The 17,911-nt window shown below is 65.3% G+C and carries 15 protein-coding genes; 8 read left to right on the top strand and 7 right to left on the bottom strand.

Annotated elements, in window-relative coordinates:
* Positions 1-39 precede the first annotated feature (39 nt).
* The 4 genes from AB4061_RS26380 to AB4061_RS26365 all read right to left on the bottom strand — a co-directional run bounded on the left by AB4061_RS26380 (position 40) and on the right by AB4061_RS26365 (position 2,982).
* Positions 40-546: a prepilin peptidase gene (locus AB4061_RS26380; RefSeq protein WP_441639049.1), complete on the bottom strand. Its 507-nt coding sequence runs from the start codon at positions 544-546 to the stop codon at positions 40-42.
* Positions 547-735 (bottom strand): Flp family type IVb pilin, encoded by a 189-nt coding sequence (locus AB4061_RS26375; protein WP_441639047.1) that lies wholly within the window; start codon positions 733-735, stop codon positions 547-549.
* Between the two features lie 365 nt (positions 736-1,100).
* Positions 1,101-2,270, bottom strand: coding sequence for a collagen-like triple helix repeat-containing protein (locus AB4061_RS26370; protein ID WP_441639045.1), 1,170 nt, complete (start codon positions 2,268-2,270; stop codon positions 1,101-1,103).
* Between the two features lie 529 nt (positions 2,271-2,799).
* A complete protein-coding gene (locus AB4061_RS26365; protein ID WP_441639043.1) occupies positions 2,800-2,982 on the bottom strand; it encodes a hypothetical protein in 183 nt (60 codons plus the stop codon).
* Here AB4061_RS26365 and AB4061_RS26360 point away from each other — a divergent pair.
* The 5 genes from AB4061_RS26360 (at position 2,981) to AB4061_RS26340 (ending at position 12,181) form a co-directional block, all read left to right on the top strand.
* Complete coding sequence (locus AB4061_RS26360) at positions 2,981-4,465, top strand: collagen-like triple helix repeat-containing protein (protein ID WP_441639042.1); 1,485 nt, start codon at positions 2,981-2,983, stop codon at positions 4,463-4,465. The genes AB4061_RS26365 and AB4061_RS26360 overlap by 2 nt on opposite strands.
* Before the next feature lie 197 nt (positions 4,466-4,662).
* Complete coding sequence (locus AB4061_RS26355; protein ID WP_441639040.1) at positions 4,663-6,330, top strand: ShlB/FhaC/HecB family hemolysin secretion/activation protein; 1,668 nt, start codon at positions 4,663-4,665, stop codon at positions 6,328-6,330.
* 239 nt (positions 6,331-6,569) lie between these two features.
* Positions 6,570-8,786: a TonB-dependent receptor gene (locus AB4061_RS26350; protein ID WP_441639121.1), complete on the top strand. Its 2,217-nt coding sequence runs from the start codon at positions 6,570-6,572 to the stop codon at positions 8,784-8,786.
* A gap of 257 nt (positions 8,787-9,043) precedes the next feature.
* Positions 9,044-11,257, top strand: a complete 2,214-nt coding sequence (locus AB4061_RS26345; protein ID WP_441639038.1) for a TonB-dependent receptor — start codon at positions 9,044-9,046, stop codon at positions 11,255-11,257.
* Positions 11,258-11,374: 117 nt separating this feature from the next.
* Entirely contained in the window at positions 11,375-12,181 is an 807-nt protein-coding gene (locus AB4061_RS26340) for a tetratricopeptide repeat protein (protein WP_441639036.1), read from the top strand.
* Here AB4061_RS26340 and AB4061_RS26335 read toward each other — a convergent pair.
* Together AB4061_RS26335 and AB4061_RS26330 are read right to left on the bottom strand one after the other, a co-directional pair.
* The gene (locus tag AB4061_RS26335) at positions 12,150-12,356 is read right to left on the bottom strand and encodes a dodecin (protein WP_441639034.1); all 207 of its coding nucleotides are present in this window, start codon (positions 12,354-12,356) and stop codon (positions 12,150-12,152) included. The two genes, AB4061_RS26340 and AB4061_RS26335, sit on opposite strands and share 32 nt — an antisense overlap.
* 164 nt (positions 12,357-12,520) lie before the next feature.
* Entirely contained in the window at positions 12,521-13,483 is a 963-nt protein-coding gene (locus AB4061_RS26330) for a LysR family transcriptional regulator (protein ID WP_441639032.1), read from the bottom strand.
* A 420-nt stretch (positions 13,484-13,903) separates the two neighbouring features.
* Here AB4061_RS26330 and AB4061_RS26325 point away from each other — a divergent pair, with 420 nt between their 5' ends.
* The 3 genes from AB4061_RS26325 (at position 13,904) to AB4061_RS26315 (ending at position 16,988) form a co-directional block, all read left to right on the top strand.
* Positions 13,904-15,310 carry an amidase gene (locus tag AB4061_RS26325; protein WP_441639030.1) on the top strand — a complete coding sequence of 469 codons (1,407 nt, stop codon included), beginning with the start codon at positions 13,904-13,906 and terminating at the stop codon, positions 15,308-15,310.
* A 112-nt stretch (positions 15,311-15,422) separates the two neighbouring features.
* The gene (locus AB4061_RS26320; RefSeq protein WP_441639028.1) at positions 15,423-16,427 is read left to right on the top strand and encodes a Bug family tripartite tricarboxylate transporter substrate binding protein; all 1,005 of its coding nucleotides are present in this window, start codon (positions 15,423-15,425) and stop codon (positions 16,425-16,427) included.
* A 309-nt stretch (positions 16,428-16,736) separates the two neighbouring features.
* Positions 16,737-16,988, top strand: coding sequence for a hypothetical protein (locus tag AB4061_RS26315; protein ID WP_006163098.1), 252 nt, complete (start codon positions 16,737-16,739; stop codon positions 16,986-16,988).
* Positions 16,989-17,021: 33 nt separating this feature from the next.
* Here the strand turns inward: AB4061_RS26315 and AB4061_RS26310 are convergent, their stop codons facing one another.
* A complete protein-coding gene (locus AB4061_RS26310; protein WP_441639026.1) occupies positions 17,022-17,765 on the bottom strand; it encodes an SDR family oxidoreductase in 744 nt (247 codons plus the stop codon).
* Positions 17,766-17,911: the final 146 nt, after the last annotated feature.

Raw genomic sequence — 17,911 nt, 5'->3', positions numbered from 1 at the left:
GGTTGGCAATTGACTATCAGACCCCCGCCCGCGCGGCAGCTACCTTCCCAAAATCATCCAGACCAACAAGCCGATCGCAAGGTACGCGGCGTACGGAATGCCGCGTTCCTCCGCGGCATGGCGCGCCGCGCCAGGGACGCTCATGCCGCCTCCTCGCTGCAGCAAGCTTGCGAAATGGTCTCGCCATACAGCCCAGACCGCGCCAGCTTGCATGCGCACCAGCAAGGCATGCGCAAGCGCCAGCAGGCTGCCGACCACCCATACCGTCACCAGCCCCATGGGGCCAGTGAACAAGCCTGTGACGGCGAAGAACTTGATGTCGCCCGCGCCCATGCGGCCGAGTGCATATACCGGCAACATGACCAGCAAGCCCACCAGAAAACCGAGCAGCCGCGAAATCAGCCCAGGCTCAGGGGCAGGCCCGAACGCAAGCGCCAGGCTCATTGCCACGATCGTGGCAACCAGCACGGCATTTGGTACTTTGCGATAAGCGAAATCGGTCCAGATGATTGCCGCGCAGAATAACGCGGCAATTAGGGCTAACACTTAGCCACCGGCTGCGGGAAGAATGGCCGTGACCCTGCTGCTCAAGCGAGTGAACAGAGCACTGACGTCGGTGCCTAGTTGAGTGACCGTGGTGATAAGAGCCAGAGCAATGAGACCTGCAATCAACCCATACTCGATTGCAGTTGCCCCTTGTTCGTCCCGAAGAAAGCGTGTCAAAGCGTTTTTCATGATGTCACTCCGATTTTGATTTAATACATCACCCAGCGTCCGCTTACCCCTTCGATACCACCTCGCTCTTGTGGCCAGGTTAGTACCGAGCGGTAACGCTGGTGAACAATTTATAGATCAAAGCCATGTCTCAACCATACCCCCCTTGGAGTTATAGTTGTCTCAGCATAATGGCTGACGTCCGTTTGAAAACAGTGTTTTTTTAAAGAGCAAAAGTTCTACTCGCGTCAAATACCACACCCGTTCGGGTGAGCCATGTGGCGCGGTGTCATGTAAAAGGATGCGCAGCCGCGGGGTAAGGACGACTGCGCACCGTAAAGACGTATTCGGCGTATTCGACGTATTCGACGTATTCAGATCAACGATTAACGAGCCAGGCCGCCGAGCAGATTGGTCAGCCCCGGCGCGTTCGGCGTGGTCGATGTCGTCGAAGCCGCACCCGCTGCCGTGTTGCGCGCGCCGCTAAGCACACCCGTCACAGGTGCCAGCAAACCGGCCAGAGGTCCCAGCGCGCCGGCAGTGCCAGTGCCTGCGGAAGCGCCACCCGTCACGCCGCCAAGCAAGCCGGTCACGGGTGCCAGTGCGCCTGCTGCGCCTGCGCCCGAGCTGGAACCGCCCGCGATGCCACCCAGGGGCAGGTTGCCGAGCAACCCGCCGAGCGGATTGCCGCCGGTGCCGTTGCCGTGCACCAGCACACCGGCCCCGGCGACGGTCTTGCCGGCTTCGGTCACGATACCGCCGAGGCTGGAGACCAACGGGGCCTGGCTATTGGTCAGCAGGCTGCCGCCGCTGGCCACGGAGTTGCCAAGGGTGGCCAGCAGCTTGTCCAGCGGCGCGCCAAGGCCGGTGGCGCCGCCAACCGTTTGCGTAACGGTGGTGAGCTGCGTGGTCAGCGGCACGATCACCTTGCTCACGCTGCCGGTGACTTGCGCCACGGGACCGGTCGAGAGCGCCTCGCCGAGCTTGCCGCCAGCCATCGTCACCGCGCCGCCAACCTGATTGACCAGGCCGCCCACGGGTGTAGTCACCGCACCTAGCGGCGCCAGTTGCCCGGTACCGAGGCTGCTCACGAGATCACCCGCGCTCGATACCGTGACGCCGGCTTTCTGCACCACGTTGCCCGTGCTGGACACGGTGATGCCAAGCGGATCGGTGACTGCACCCATATTGCCAAGGCCGTCGCGCACACCCACGCCTAGCGTGCCGACCGTGTTACCCGCGTTTACCACTACGCCGCCGAGCGCGTTGCGCGTGGCGTCAGGAAGCAGCGGCACTTGCGCAGCCTGGATCTGCTTGCCGATATCGCTCACCGCGTTGCCGGTTGCCACCACCGTATTGCCCGCGCCTTCAGTGACCTTGGCGGTGGGCGTGGTGTCGGGCGTCGCAGCCGGTTTGTTCGGAGGAGGCGTGGTTGGCGTGACGGCGCTGGGGCTCACGCCGCTACCGGATCCGCCGGAGGAGCAACCTGCCAGCAGCAACAGTGCGGCGGCACAGGCGAGGGTCATGGATGACATCGGGGCGAAATGCGCTTTCATGGGATCTCCTGGTCTTCCTCGCGGAAGGTTCTCCTTTGGAACTGCAATCGAATTGGCTCTTGGACGATGCATGCGAAGCCTTGAGCGCGGAACGCAATACCGCAATACCGCAATACGACTAGGGCGTTTGCTCCGCGCCGCGCTGTGCGCCGCGCTTGTCGGGAGCCAATACCGCAAGCTGCGTGCCACCCGCGTGGCACGCAGCCGGCAATGCAGTCCATCAACCCTGGCGCCGCCGTGCAAACCGTTGTTTGACGCGGGATGGCGAACATGGGCCAGCCACGCGTCGCGTTGCACAACAAGGCGGCCCCATGCCGCGCGGCGTGTTACGTGCTACGTAACGTGTTCCCCCCTCGATGTTCCCGATGCGCAACTGCGCACGCACAGTCTGCCCACACGCTGCCGACACGGTGGCATGCGACCGCGGCGCAGGGAACAAGTCCACGTTGTTCCCTATGGGCGCCACGGCGTTACGTAACGCGTAACACCGAAACACCGCACAGCGCGCTCATGTCTGGTCCTTTCCCGGCTATGTCTCATCCTCTTCAAACCCAGGCGTGGCAAGGCCTGGCACGTCTTTATCGGGTGTCCGCGCGCGGTCCGGCGGCATGCTGGCACGCACTGGCACACCCTTTGCGCTATGCAGTGACACCACGGCAGGCGCCACGCGCACCGTGATTTCACGACGAGAAGAAAAAAGGGAAAAGGTCATGCGTACTCAACAGATCCTCATCACGGCACTGCTCGGCTCGCTGTTGGCACTCGGCGGTTGCGCAAGCGGTGGCGGCACGACGTCCATGGATACCGGCAGCGGTGCGGGCAGCAGCAATGGCGGCGGTACCAGCGCAGGCACCACCGGCACCACCGGCAGCGGCAGCGGCACCAACGCAGGCACGGGCGGTGGCAGCAACGGTGGCAATTCCGGCGGAAACAATGGCGGCAATAACGGCGGCAACAATGGCGGCAATAACGGTGGCAACACAGCCGCGCTGACGCCGACCAGCAAGATCGTCGATCAAGCGGGTGGCGTCGTAACCTCGGCCGGCAACGTGGTGAGCGACCTCGGCACGCAGATCAAGAACACCAACCTGCCGATTCTCTCGACCCAATCCAAGGAGGGCCTGGGCGGCGTGGTCGGCTCGCTCGGCGCCGCGGTCAGCACCCTGGGCAACGGCGTGCAAAACGGCCTGGGCAACATCCCAAATGCCACCAACCCGCTCGGCACCACGGTGGCAAGCACCGGCGGCGTGGTCAGCCAGGTGGGCAATGCCGTGACCAACGCCGGCTCGCTCGTCAGCGGCCTGGGCAGCGGTCCGCTGTCGCCCCTGGCAGCCGTCACCACGCCGGTGGGCTCACTGGTTTCGCAAATCGGCACCGCGGTCAATGGCGCGGGCGCCCAGCTCGGCGCGGCCCTCTCGACCGGCCCCGTGGAGCAGCTCACCGGCGGCGTCAGCAAGCTTATCGTGCCGCTCACCTCGCAACTCACCGGCGGCACGCAGACGCTGGGCGCGGCAACCGGCCTGGGTGCTCCGGTCAACAACCTGCTGGCGACGCTGGGCGGCGGCCTGGCCACGGCAGGCAACACAATCAGGCAGACCAACACGCCGGTGGTGTCGGGCGTGGGCGGCATCGTCGCCGGCGCGGGCAGCACGGTGGCCGCGCTTGGCGGCGTGGCCTACAACCCGGGCGGCACGGGTAGCGGCAACCCGCTGGCGCCGGTCACGAGCCTGCTGGGCGGTCTCACGGGTGGACTGACTGGTGGCAGCGCAAGCGGCCCGCTGGCGCCTGTCGCCAGCCTGGTCAGCGGCCTGACCGGTGGGCTCACCGGCGGCCTGGGCGGCGGCAGCGCAAGCGGCCCGCTCGCGCCTGTCACCAGCCTGGTCAGCGGCCTGACCGGTGGGCTCACCGGCGGCCTGGGTAGCGGTAGCGCAAGCAGCCCGCTCGCGCCTGTCACCAACTTGGTCAGCGGCGTGGTGAGCACGGTCGCCGGCGCTGCCGGCGGTGCCTCGGGTGGCGGCGCAGGCAATGCGCTTGCACCGGTTACCGGCATCGTCGCGGGCATCACCGGCGGCAATGCCGCAAGCAGCGGCAGCGGCAGTGGCAGTGGCAGTGGCAGCGGCTCGGGCAACAACGCACTGGCGCCGGTTACCGGCCTCGTGAGTGGCCTGCTGGGCGGCCTCGGCGGCAAACGCTAAGTATCAAGCAGGCAATGCATGCTTCGCGCTTCGTGCGCCTGCATGTAAGAATTAAAAAAGGGGCGCGTTCGACGTGCCCCTTTTAAAAGAGAACGCGATTGGCCACGCAATAGCGCCAAGGGTAGCGGCACCCCTGGCGTCATTGGCACAGCGCGTTAAAGCCGCATGCTGATTTTTACGGATCCAGGGGTATTACCATGACGCACACACGCCTGCGTGTTGCCACGTTGCTGCTCGGCATCGGCGCCTGCAACAGTGTCCTTGCGGAGCCACGCAGCCCGATCCTTGGCGATCCCACGCAAACCTTGCCTAGCATCGCACCTGCGCGCCCGCCACAGAGCAACGTCACCGTGCAGGTGGAGCGGCCGGACTCCGCGCTGCAAAACCTGCTTACCAGCAAGCTCACGCCGCAGCGATTCCAGATCGAAGGCGTGAAGGCGATCCCATTCGCGGAGATCGCAGCCAGGTTTGCACCGCTGGCCGGCAAGGAAATCACGGTGGGCCAGCTGCTGGCGGTGGCGAATGAAGTCACCCAGATGTACCAGCAACGCGGCTTTCCGCTGTCCTTCGCCTTTGTCCCGACGCAGAGCTTCGAAAATGGCAATGTGCTGGTCACGGTGGTGGAAGGCCATGTTGCCACCATCACGATCCGCGGCGAAGCGGGCCCGGCCGAAGGCCGCCTGCGCGCCATTGCAGAGCAATTGATGCAAGACGAGCCGCTGCGCCGCGAGACCTTCGAGCATTACGTCAACGTGCTGGCGCTGCAGCCCGGCATGCAGGTGGCCGCTACCGTGCAGCCGCCGCAGACCACGGACGGCGCCTGCGAGATGGTGCTCGAGGTCAAGCGCAAGCCCTTTACGTTTGGCATGGGCCTGGATTACAAGGATCCGAGCGTGCGTGGCATCTTCACCGCCACCACCAACAGCCTGACGCCGCTGGGAGAACAGATATCGGTCTCCGCGCTAGCGCCCCGGGGCCCGGACCACGAGGAATACTACGTCGCCAGCTATGGCCAGCCGATCGGCACCGAGGGCATGATGGCCCGCCTGAGCGCCTCGCATTACCGTGGCGTGCCTCAAAACGGCACGCTGGCGCAAATCGGCTTCGATACGCGTTACGTGAACGACACCAAGCGCCTCGGCGGCACGCTCAGCTATCCGGTGATCCTCAACAACGCGCACTCGCTCACGGCTACCGGCGGCCTCTATGCCAACGACCAGTTCGAGCGCTATACGCAGTCGGGCACGGGCAGGCAGATCGCGCTGACCACGCATGTGCGCGTGCTGAGCGCGGAACTCGCCTACGTGCAGCGGCAGGAGGGCCAGACCCGCAGCGCCACGCTGGGCGTCTACAAAGGCATGAACGCGCTCGGCGCGAGCCGTGAGAACAACGTCAACGACCTGGACTTCGTGCGCAGCCGGCTGGTGGTGTCGCAGGCCACCGACTTGCCCTGGGGCTTTGGCGTGGCGGTGTCCGCCGCCGGCCAGTACAGCGGGCAGCGCCTGGCGTCGAGCGAGCAGATCAGCTTTGGCGGCCGCTTCTTCGGGCTCGGCTATCCGGCGGGCGAGGTGGCGGGCGACAAGGGCTGGGGCGCGTCGGCTGAGATCAACCGCCTCTTCACGCCTGGCCTGACCTACCTGAAGACCGTGCAGCCTTACGTGCTGACCGACATGGCGCGCGTGTACTCGAACAGCTTGTCGCTGGTACACCGCACGCTGCAGTCGGTGGCCATCGGCCTGCGCTTCTCGGACCGGCGTTACTACACGCTGGATGTCTCGGTGGCGCAGCCGGTTGGCGACAAGCCGACCAATGCCTCGCGCCGGTCGCCGCGCCTGAACGCGACATACTCTTATCAGTTTGAATAGGTGACGCGTGGTGGCGAGTAGGTGGCGAGTAGCTAGCGAATGGACAGCAAGGACGAAGCGTCTTTGGGAATTTTCCACTTAGCCTTGCAGATTTTTCCGAATTCTTGCGGCGTAGATGCAAATGATACTTGTTTGCATTCATTGTCAACCGCAGCAGTCGGAGAATCATGCAAAGCGCCCTCGTCACCAGGACCAAGAAGAAACTCAACGCCATCCCGCGCCTGACAGGCGCGGTTGGCATGGCCATCGCGGCCGCGCCAACGGCTGCCCAGACCGCAGGAAGCACCAAGGTGGTGGCGGCGGAGCTGCCTGCGGTCATTGTCAGCGGCTCGGCCCCTAACCAGTTCAAGACCGACAGCACCTCCTCGGTCAAGACGCCTGGCGCGTTGCTGGATACGCCCAGGTCCATCATGGTGATCCCGCAGGAACTGATCCAGAGCACCGCCTCCACCAGCCTCACCGAGGCGCTGCGCACCGTGCCCGGCATTGCATTTGGCGCGGGCGAAGGCGGCAACCCGGTTGGCGACCGTCCGTTTATCCGTGGCTACGATGCGCAGGCCAGCACCTTCCTGGATGGCATGCGCGACATCGGCGCGCAATCGCGCGAGATGTTCAACATCGAGTCGGTCGAGGTCACCAAAGGGCCGGCCGGCGCCTACGACGGACGGGGCTCGGCGGGCGGCAGCATCAACATTGTCAGCAAGTCGCCCAAGCTGGGCAGCTTCGCCGAAGGCAATCTCGGCGTGGGCAATGCCAGCTACAAGCGCGGCACCGCCGACGCCAACTGGCAGTTCAGCGGCCACGCCGCGGCGCGTGTCAACGCCATGTTCCAGGATGCGGGCGTGCCCGGCCGCGACAGCACGCATCAAGAGCGCTGGGGCTTTGCCCCGTCCGTCGCCCTTGGCCTTGGTGGCCCAACCCGGCTGACGCTGTCCTACTACCACATGGAGACGAATGGGCTGCCCGACACCGGCATGCCCTACAACAACCCGAACTTCGTCCCGCGCACCGATGGCCGGCCGCGTACACGGCTGCCCGGCGACGGCTCACCGCTCAAGTTGCCGCGCAATACCTACTACGGCCTGGTCGACCGCGATTTCCGCAAAGACAGCGCCGACGTCGCCACCGTCCGCTTCGAACACGATTTCAGCCCGGCACTCAAGTTCCGCAACCAGACGCGCGTCGGGCGCACCAAGCAGGACTACCTGTGGACGCGCCCGGACGGCAGCTTCAATGGCAACATCTACTACGACATGGTCTGGCGCCGGACCAACCAGCGCCACGGCATCTCCACTACGCAGGCCAACCAGACCGACCTGTCGGGCGAGTTCCTCACCGGGGCCATCAAGCACAAGTACGCGTTCGGCGTGGAATTCTCTCGCGAGAAAAGCGAGAACGACGGCTACACGGTCGCCACGGGCAACAGCCGCTGCCCAAGCGGCCCGGGCGCGGCCAGCGGCTACAACTGCACCACGTTGTACAACCCCGACCCGCATGACCCGTGGAGCGGCCGGATCGCCCGCAACTACAACCCGACCAATCACACGGCCACGACCGCATCGGTCTATGTCTTCGACTCGATCGAGCTCAGCAAGCAGTGGATGTTGAATGCGGGATTGCGCTTCGACCGCTACCGCGGCGAAGTACAGACCGCCCGCGCCAACGGCGGCGCCGGCCCGCGCAGCACGCATACGCGTGACGACAACCTCTTCAACTATCAGGTAGGCGTGGTCTACAAGCCAGTGGAAAACGCCAGTGTCTACTTGTCCTACGGCACCTCGTCCACGCCAGCCGGCGCCGTGGTCGGCCAGGGCAGCGAGCCGAGCGGGCTCGCGCCGACCAGCGCGGGCTCCGCGTTGTCTCCGGAAAAAAACCGCAGCATCGAACTCGGCACCAAGTGGGACGTGCTGCGCAAGCGCCTGGCCTTGACGGCCGCCATCTTCCGCGTGGAAACCACCAATGCGCGCATCATCCTGGAAGACGGCCTCGCGGCCATGGCGGGCAACAAGCGCGTGGACGGCATCGAGCTCGGCTTCTCCGGGAACGTGACCGACCAGTGGGCTGTCTTCGGCGGCTACACCCACCTGAAGAGCGAACTGCGCAACAACGGCGGATCCGGCGCGGCCTTCGGCGCATCCAACGGCCACTCCTTCCCCAACACGCCGTCGGATAGCTTCAGCCTGTGGAGCACCTACCGGTTCCTCCCGAATCTCACGGTGGGCGGCGGCGCTTACTACGTCTCCAAGGTGTGGGGCAGCGAGGCCCGCAACAACTGGGTGCCGTCCTACTGGCGCTTTGACGCCATGGCGGCCTACCAGATCAACAAAAACGTGACGCTGCAGCTCAACGTGATGAACCTCGCCGACAAGGTCTATTACAACCAGGCCTACCCGGCGCACTACGCATCGATTGCGCCCGGGCGCGCCGCCGTTTTCAACGTCAACCTGCGGTACTGAGCCGAGGTTGGTCCTCGTCGTGGCACGCGGGAGCCGCACGTGCCACGGCATCTATTCCCGTACCGCGAATTCGAAAATGTAACGTTTTCGCTACAGACACGATGGATGTATGTCTTGACTGACATATGAAATACAAATGATAATTCTTCTCATTCTCAACATTATTCAAGCAATCGGGGAAATTCGTGCAGACCGCTTTTGTCGTCCGGAAGAACAAGAAACATAACGTCATACCGCGCCTTTCGGGCGCCGTTGGCATGGCGGTCGCAGCTGCACCGGTAGCTGCCCAATCGGCCGGCACGACCGTTGCTGCCGTCGAATTGCCCGCGGTAACCGTCAGTGGCGCCAACGAAAGCGGCTTCAAGGCGGACACCGCATCGTCGATCAAGACGCCCGCCGCCCTGCTCGATACGCCCAAGTCGATCACCGTTATTCCGCAGGAAGTGATCCAGAGCACCGGCTCGACCAGCCTGAGCGATGTGCTGCGTACGGTACCCGGCATCTCCTTCGGCGCCGGCGAAGGCGGCAACCCGGTTGGCGACCGGCCCTTTATCCGTGGCTACGATGCGCAGGCCAGCACCTTCCTGGATGGCTTCCGCGATATCGGCTCGCAAAGCCGCGAGTTGTTCAACGTCGAATCCGTCGAGGTCACCAAGGGCCCGGCCGGCGCCTACGACGGCCGCGGCTCGGCCGGCGGCAGCATCAATATCGTCAGCAAGGCGCCCAAGCTGACCAGCTTCGCCGAAGGCAACATTGGCGTCGGCAATGCGGACTACAAGCGCGCCACGGTCGACGGCAACTGGAAGTTCGCCGACCACRCGGCCTTCCGCCTGAACGCCATGTATCACGATGCCGGCGTCGCCGGGCGCGATACCACGCACCAGAGTCGCTGGGGCTTTGCACCCTCCGTGGCCTTCGGCCTGGGTACCGACACGCGCCTGACGCTGTCCTACTACCATATGCAGTCGGACGATATCCCCGACACCGGCATCCCGTACAACAACCCCACCTTCAATCGCCGCACCGACGGCCGCCCGCGCCTGAGCGTCGCCGGCGACGGCTCGCCGGTGAACGTGCCGCGCAACACCTATTACGGCTTGTCCGATCGCGACTTCCGCAAGGATAAGGCCGACATGGGCACCATCCGCTTCGAGCACGATTTCAGCCCAGCGCTCAAGTTCCGCAACCAGACCCGTATTGCCAAGACCAGCCAGGACTTCATCTGGACCCAGCCGGACGACAGCCAGGGCAATCTGTACTACGGCATGATCTGGCGCCGCACCAATACGCGTGTGGCCACCGCCAATACCATTGCCAACCAGACCGACCTGTCGGGTGAGTTCGCCACCGGCACGATCAAGCACAAGTACGCCTTCGGCGTGGAGTTCGCGCAAGAGAAGAGCGAGAACGACAGCTACAACGTGGCGACCGGCAGCAACCGCTGCCCGAGCGGCCCGGGCGCCGCCGGCGGCTACAACTGCACCACGCTGTACAACCCGAACCCCAACGACCCATGGGCGGGCGCCATCAGCCGCGTGAACAACCCGACCAACTCGAAGACCAACACCAGCTCGGTCTACGCCTTCGACTCGATCGAGCTGAACAAGCAGTGGCTGCTCAATGCCGGCGTGCGCTTTGACCGCTACAGCACCGAGTTCCAGGCCGCCCGCGCCGCCAAYGGCACCCGCGCCGAGTACTCGCGTGACGACAACCTGTTCAATTACCAGTTGGGCGTGGTCTACAAGCCGGTGGACAACGCGAGCTTCTACGTTTCCTACGGCACCTCGTCGACCCCTGCCGGCTCCTTCCTGGCCCAGGGCAGTGACGGCAACGCACTGGCGCCCGACCGCGCCGGCAACCGGGGCGACCAGCTCGCCCCGGAAAAGAACCGCGCCTTCGAAATCGGCACCAAGTGGGACGTGCTGCGCAAGCGCCTCGCTTTGACGGCCGCGATCTTCCGCGTGGAAACCACCAATGCGCGCATCACGCAGCAGGACGGCACCGCCGCCATGGCCGGCAACAAGCGCGTGGACGGTGTAGAACTGGGCTTCTCGGGCAACGTCACCGACAAGTGGGCCGTGTTCGGCGGCTACACGCACCTGAAGAGCGAACTGCGCAACAACGGCGGCTCGGGTGCGGCCTTCGGCGCCACCAACGGCCAGTCCTTCCCCAACACGCCGGCGGACAGCTTCAGCGTGTGGAGCACGTATCAGATCATCCCCAACCTCACGGTAGGCGGCGGTGCGTACTACGTCTCCAAGGTGTGGGGCAGCGAAGCCACCAACAAATGGGTGCCCTCGTACTGGCGCTTTGATGCGATGGCTTCGTATCGCATCAACAAGAACGTGGCGGTGCAGCTCAATGTGTTCAACCTGGCCGACAAGGTCTATTACAACCAGGCCTACGCCAGCCACTATGCATCGATCGCTCCCGGACGCTCCGGCGTCCTGAGCCTCAACGTGCGCTATTGAGCCGCGGCAAGCGCTCGGCAAACCCTGCGCTGCCGGCCGGTCTTGCAGACCGGCCAGCCCGCACACGGCACACCACCCTTGCGGCACGGTGTGCCGTTTTTACTTTCTCCGCCCCGTATGGAAACACTGGACACACTGGCCACACTCCCCTTCCGCATCGTCTCTCCCGGAGAGCTTGACCAGCTTGGCGCCAACGGCCTGGCCGACAAGCTGCGCGAGCCGCCACACCTGGCGCTGCCCTGGCTGGGCGGCGCCGCCGTGCAAGGCAACCTCGAAGCGCAGATGATTCTCGGCCAGTGGTTTCTCGCAGGCCACGGCGTCGAGCGCGACGCAGCCCGCGCCTTCGTGTGGTTCAAGTACGCCGCACACGCCGGTCATGCCGGGGCCTCAAACATGACTGGCCGCTGCTACGAAAACGCCTGGGGCACGCTGCAGGACGATCACGCGGCAGCGCAGTGGTACACGCTCGCGGCGCAGCGCGGCTCCGACTGGGGCATGTACAACCTGGCAACGGCGCTGGTGCTGGGCCGCGGCATTGCCGCCAGCCGCCCGCAGGCGCTCGACTGGTATCTGCGGGCCGCCGATATGGGGCACGCCAAGTCGCTCAATATCGTAGGCGGCTTCTACGAGGACGGCTGGGAAGTGGAACGCAACGCGGCCGTGGCAATGGACTACTACCGCCGCGCGGCCGAAGGCGGCGATTTTCGCGGCCAGTTCAACTACGCCCGCGCGCTGGCGCTATGCGGCCAGGAACACGAGGCCATCCGCTGGGTGCGGCAAGTGCCGCGCACCGCCAATGCGCCCTTCATCGAGAAGATGCTCGCCTTCCTGCGCGACGCGCCCGACGCAGCGCTGAACCAGTTGTATAGGCACGCGGACGATGCGGCGCAACTCAGCTCACGCGAAACCCAATCTTCAGCGTGACCTGGAAGTGCGCGACCTTGCCGTCCGTGATGTGCCCGCGTGTCTCAACCACTTCGAACCAGTCGATATGCTTGATGGTCTCGCTCGCCTTGTCGATGGCGCTACGGATCGCCGCGTCGCAGCCGTCCGGCGACGAGCCCACGATCTCAACCAGTTTGTAGGTGTGGTTTGACATGTCCGCCCTCCTTGGCGCGATGGCCGCTGGCTACGATACGCACCCGCCAGCTTGGTGCTCCGGATACGTTTCTCCATCATAGGCAGCGGGCACGGCAAATCCAAAGTGCGGTTACTCGCCGACAAGATTGCTGACGTGTTAAGCACTGGCCCCGTGCCGGCGGTTCATGCCTGAACCTGGCCGGCGCGCCGGCGTGCCGGCTGGTCCTGCACGGCGCGGCGCCGCCCGGCGATGTCCTCGGCAAGCCATTCGACGAAGGCGCGCACTGCCGGCGGCAAGTGGCGCCCCGCCATGGTCTGCACCTGCAGCGCGCGCTGCTGCATGGCGCGGCTGGCGATCGGCACCAGCACGCGCCGCTCCGCGCGCAGGTTGTTGCGCACCGCCAGGGAACCCGTCAGGTACACCGCGTCCGCGTACGTCTGGTAGCCCACCAGCGCGCTCAGCGAATTGCTGCTAAGCAATATGCGCGGGCGCAGCCCTTCCACGCCGCAGGCCAGGTCGAACAGTTGCCGGATGGTGTTGGTCTCGCTGGGCAGCGCCAGCGGATACGCCACCACCTCCTTCAGGCTGGCGCGCTTGAGCGCGGCCAGCGGATGCTTGCGCGCGACATAGGCATAGACCGGCGCGGTTTCCGAATAGGCGACTTCGATGCCTTCCTGGGCCGCGATGGCGAACGTCAGCGCCAGGTCCACCGTGCCCTCGCGGACCATGCGTGTGGCGATCGCAGGCGCGCAGACTTCAAGCGAAAAGCTCACGCCGGGAAAACGGCGCTGGAACAGCGCCATCGCGTAAGGCATGTAGTCCCGCGCGAAGCCGTCGGTGCAGGCCAGCCTGACTTTGCTGTGCGCCAAGCTAAGCAAGCCCTGGAGATCGGCCTGCAGGGTCTGCGCGTCGAGGAAGGCGCGGCGTCCGTACTGCTGCACCACCAGTCCGGCCTCGGTCAGGCGCATGCCGCGCGGCTCGCGCTCGAAGAGCGCCGTACCGAGTTCCGCTTCGAGCCGGGCCACCTGCCGGCTGATGGCCGATACCGCGACATGCAACGAGGCAGAGGCCGCGCTGAGCGAGCCGCGCTCCGCCACCTCAAGGAAATAGGCCAGCGGTACCGCGTGGATCGATGTGAACTTCATGGTTGTGCTTCCGGCAAGCGTGTCTTTGCATGAGAGGGACTGGCAGCGTGCTGCCATTGCGCACCGGCCTTTGCGCAATGATAAGCCTGGCCCGCACCTGCCTTGCTGATTTTAGAAAGCAGCTTTCTGGCTGGCCGGAGCACCAATGGTGCCGAAATGCCATGCGGCGCGGCCTGAGCGGCAGCTTCTCGCGCAAACGGCACCGCCGCGGTGCGGCTAGTGCGCTCTGCCACGCCACTGGCGGGCGTGAACTGGCAGGCAGAGCGCGGAAATGCTGTTGGCATTGCGACACGCGTTTTGCCGGAACTGGCCCGGCTGCCGTTATCGTTACGCCATGCCCCAGCCGCGCACGCACGCAAGCCAGCGAGCGGCCGCGGGGCGCTGACAGAATGCAAAGCGAAGCAAGGAGACCGTAACCTCATGGAAGACATCTGCTACCTTGGCGCCGTGGAAATGGCCCGCGCCATCCGCACCCGCGAACTCGGCGTGCGCGAAGTGATTGACGCGCATATCGCGCGCATCCAGCGCGTCAACCCGGCCATCAACGCGATCGTCACCACCACCTTCGAGGAGGCACAGGCCGCGGCCGATGCGGCCGACACAGCGCTGGCGCGCGGCGCCGTGCCCGGGCCGCTGTTTGGCCTGCCGGTGGCACACAAGGATTCCTTCCTGAGCGCGGGGGTGCGCACTACCTTTGGCTCGGCGGTGTACCGGGATTTTGTGCCGGCGCAGGACAGCGCGGTGGTGGCGCGCCAACGGGCCGCGGGCGCCATCATGCTGGGCAAGACCAACCTGCCGGAGTTCGGCGCGGGCTCGCACACCTTCAATGCTGTGTTCGGCGCCACGCGCAACCCTTACCGCCTGGGCGTCTCGGCCGGTGGCAGCAGTGGTGGCAGCGCGGCGGCGCTGGCCGCGGGCATGGTCGCGCTGGCCGATGGCTCGGACATGGGCGGTTCGCTGCGCAACCCGGCCAGCTTCTGCAATGTGGTGGGCTTGCGAGCGTCGATCGGACGGGTGCCGATGACGCCGGCCAACCATGCATTCAACACGCTCACGGTGGGCGGGCCGATGGGCCGCTCGGTGGCGGATGTGGCGCTGATGTTCAGCGTGCTGGCCGGCGACGATCCGGCCGACCCGCTGGCAATTGCCGCTGACGCCAGCGATTTCGCCACCCTGCCCCGGATCGATGGCAAGGGCCTGCGCGTGGCGGTCAGCCCGACGCTCGGTGGGCTGCCGTTCGAGCCGGCGGTGAGCCGCATGCTGCAGGAGGGAATTCGCCAGTGCCAGGCGCTGGGCTGCACGGTGGACGAGGCAGAGCCGGATTTCAGCGGGGCCGACCACGCCTTCGAGGTGCTGCGCGCGCTGGCGTTCGCCACCAACTACGGCGCGGCGCGCGCCGAGCATGGCGAACAGATGAAGGAAACAGTGCTCTGGAACATCGACCTGGGCCTGGCCCAGGACGGCGCCGCGATGGCGGAAGCCGCGCGGGCCCACAGCCGCATGTTTGCGCGCATGCAGGCCCTGCTGGCGCGCTACGATTTTCTGATCGCGCCGGTGTCGCAGGTGACGCCGTTCGCCGTTGAAACCGAATATCCGCAGCGCATCGAAGGCGTGCCGATGCCTAGCTATATTGGCTGGATGCGCTCGTGCTACCGCATCACCATCACGGGCCATCCCGCCATCTCGGTGCCCTGCGGCTTTACCGACGACGGCTTGCCGGTGGGCTTGCAGATCGTCGGCAAATATCGCGGCGAGCGCGCGCTGCTGGCGTTTGCGCAACTGTTCGAGCAGGCCAATCCCGCCGGGCGCATCCGCCCGGCGTTGTAAGCCGCCACCATGGCGCCGGCCAGGGTCCGCGCACCGGGCCACATTGACCATTTCGACAACATCGACCACATTGATCGCAACACAAGGGGAAACACAGATGTTTGCAACGCACATGACAAGATGGACGCTGAACATGACCAGCGGCGTGGCCCGATGCATCATTGGCGGTGCCGCCGCCTGCGCGGCACTGGCGGTGGCCGGGCCGGCGCTGGCCCAGACGTACCCGGACAAGCCGATCAAGCTGGTAGTGCCGTTTCCCCCGGGCGGCTCCACGGATGTGCTTGCCCGCCTGGTGGCGCGCAAGCTGGGCGAAGTGCTGCGGCAATCCGTGGTGGTAGAGAACAAGGCCGGTGCGGGCACGATCGTCGGCGCCGACTATGTGGCGAAAGCCACGCCTGACGGCTATACCTTGCTGCTCAGTGCTGCCACCACGTTCACCGTGAATCCGGTCACATACTCACGCCTGCCCTACGACTCGCTCAAGAGCTTCGAGCCGCTCGGCATGGTCGGCTCCACGGCGCTGGTGCTGCTGGCCAATCCGGCAGTCAAGGCGGACACGCTCAAGCAACTGGTGGCCGAGGCCAAGGCCACGCCAGGCGGCATGTCCTACGGCTCCTATGGCGCGGGCACCACTGCGCACTTCGCGGGCGAGATGATCAACGCGGCGACCGGCATGGGCTTGCTGCACGTACCGTACAAAGGCAGCGCGCCCGCCATGGCCGACCTGATCGGCAACCAGATCCCGCTGTCGGTCGATACCGTGGTGGCAGCCGCGCCGCAAATCAAGGGCGGCAAGGTCAAGGCCATCGCCGTCACCAGCGCCGCGCGCTCGATGCTGCTGCCCCAGGTGCCCACGGCGATCGAAAGCGGCTATCCCGGTGTGTCGCTCAGCACCTGGTTTGCCATCGTCGCGCCCAAGGGCATTCCCGCGCCGGCGCGCCAGACACTGGAAACCGCCATTGCCAGCATGATGAAGGATCCCGCGCTGCAGCAGAGCATGACTGCCAACGGCTTCGAGCCCGAGTACGGCAGCGCCGGCGAATACCGCGTGCGCGTCACCGGCGAGATCGCGCGCCTGCGCAAGATCGCCCAAGCAGCGAACATCCACGCCGATTGATCGCTATCCAGCGGCATCGGCCTCGCATGGCACCATGCGAGGCTGCCCGCTCGCTAAAGAACGCCTCGAAAAACGCCAGGCAAACTGGCAAGGATCATGCCATCGCAATGGCGCGTTTGGTGTCCGCGCCTAGCCGTTGTTTGCGCTGTCCTGGGCGAGTATTGGCAGACGGTTGGCGAACTGTTGGCGGACTGTTGGCGGACTGTTGCCTAACGCGTAAAACGATCGAACACGCCGAGAAAGAGTTTGTCCTTTCCGGTGCATACGTTCTACCTTACGAGTGTGCGCCCTGCCTTTCCGGAGACCGCAATGGCAATCCGTTCCACCGCATCACACAGCACCGCGCAGTTGCGACGGCTCGTCGGCCAGTTGCAGGCCGAGGTCGATTCGCTTGATCACCTGGCGATCTTCGACGCCGAGACCCAGACCGCGCTGGGCCAGGCCCGGGACCGCCTCACCCAAGGCATCGAGGCGATCGAAGATGCCATCCAGAGCCTGCGCACCCTGCAGCAGGTGCGCCCCTCGGCCATGCGCAGCCGAAAGACGCCGCGCGCGGCCTGATCCACAGGGACGCGGCCGCGTTGCCCGCAATGCTCAGAATTCCTGCACGGTCGGGCGCAGCACAATCTCGTTGATATCCACGTCGGCCGGCTGCTCGATCGCGTAGGCGATGGCGCGAGCCACCGAATCGGCCGGGATGGCTTGCTGATAGAACTCGCCCACCACCTTGGCGCTTTCCGCGTGGGAGCTGCCTAGCTTGAGTTCCGAGTCGACCGCGCCCGGCGAAATCACCGTGGTGCGGATCGCGCCGCCGGTTTCATGCCGCAAGCCTTCGGAAATGGCGCGCACTGCGAACTTGGTGCCGCTGTACACCGTGCCGCCCGGGCTGAACACCTTCACGCCCGCGACCGAGGCAATATTGATGAAGTGCCCCGCGCCCTGCTTCTGGAACACGGGCAGCGCGGCAGCGATGCCATACAGCACGCCCTTGATGTTGAYGTCGATCATGCGCTCCCATTCCTCGACCTTGGCCTCGCTCATGGGGGCGATGGCCATGAGGCCCGCGTTGTTGATCATGACATCGATGCGGCCGAAGCTTGCCACGGCCTTTTGCGCCAAGGCCTCGACATCGGCGCGCCGGCTCACGTCGGCTACCACCACTTCCGCCTTGCCGCCCTTGGCGCGGATCTCGGCCGCCAGGGTTTCCAGGCGGTCGCCGCGACGGGCGGCCAGTACCAGCGAGGCGCCCGCCGCGCCCAGGTGACGCGCGGTGGCTTCGCCCAGCCCGCTGCTGGCGCCGGTGATGACTACAACCTTGCTTGCGATGTTCGTGCTCATTGTTCACTCCGGAAAACTGCAGGCGCGCTGCCTGCGGATGGAAGTGATTATCTTGGCGGCGATGATCAATCAAAATGGAAACGTTTTGATTTCAGAATTCCATGTTCTGGAATTGATTGGCTAACGGATAACCGTGCCCGGCAGCG

Source organism: Cupriavidus sp. YAF13 (assembly GCF_052113425.1).
In the GTDB taxonomy this organism is placed as follows: Bacteria; Pseudomonadota; Gammaproteobacteria; order Burkholderiales; family Burkholderiaceae; genus Cupriavidus.
The sequence above is the reverse complement of the archived record's forward strand: the minus strand, read 5'-3'. Positions and strand labels throughout refer to the sequence as shown.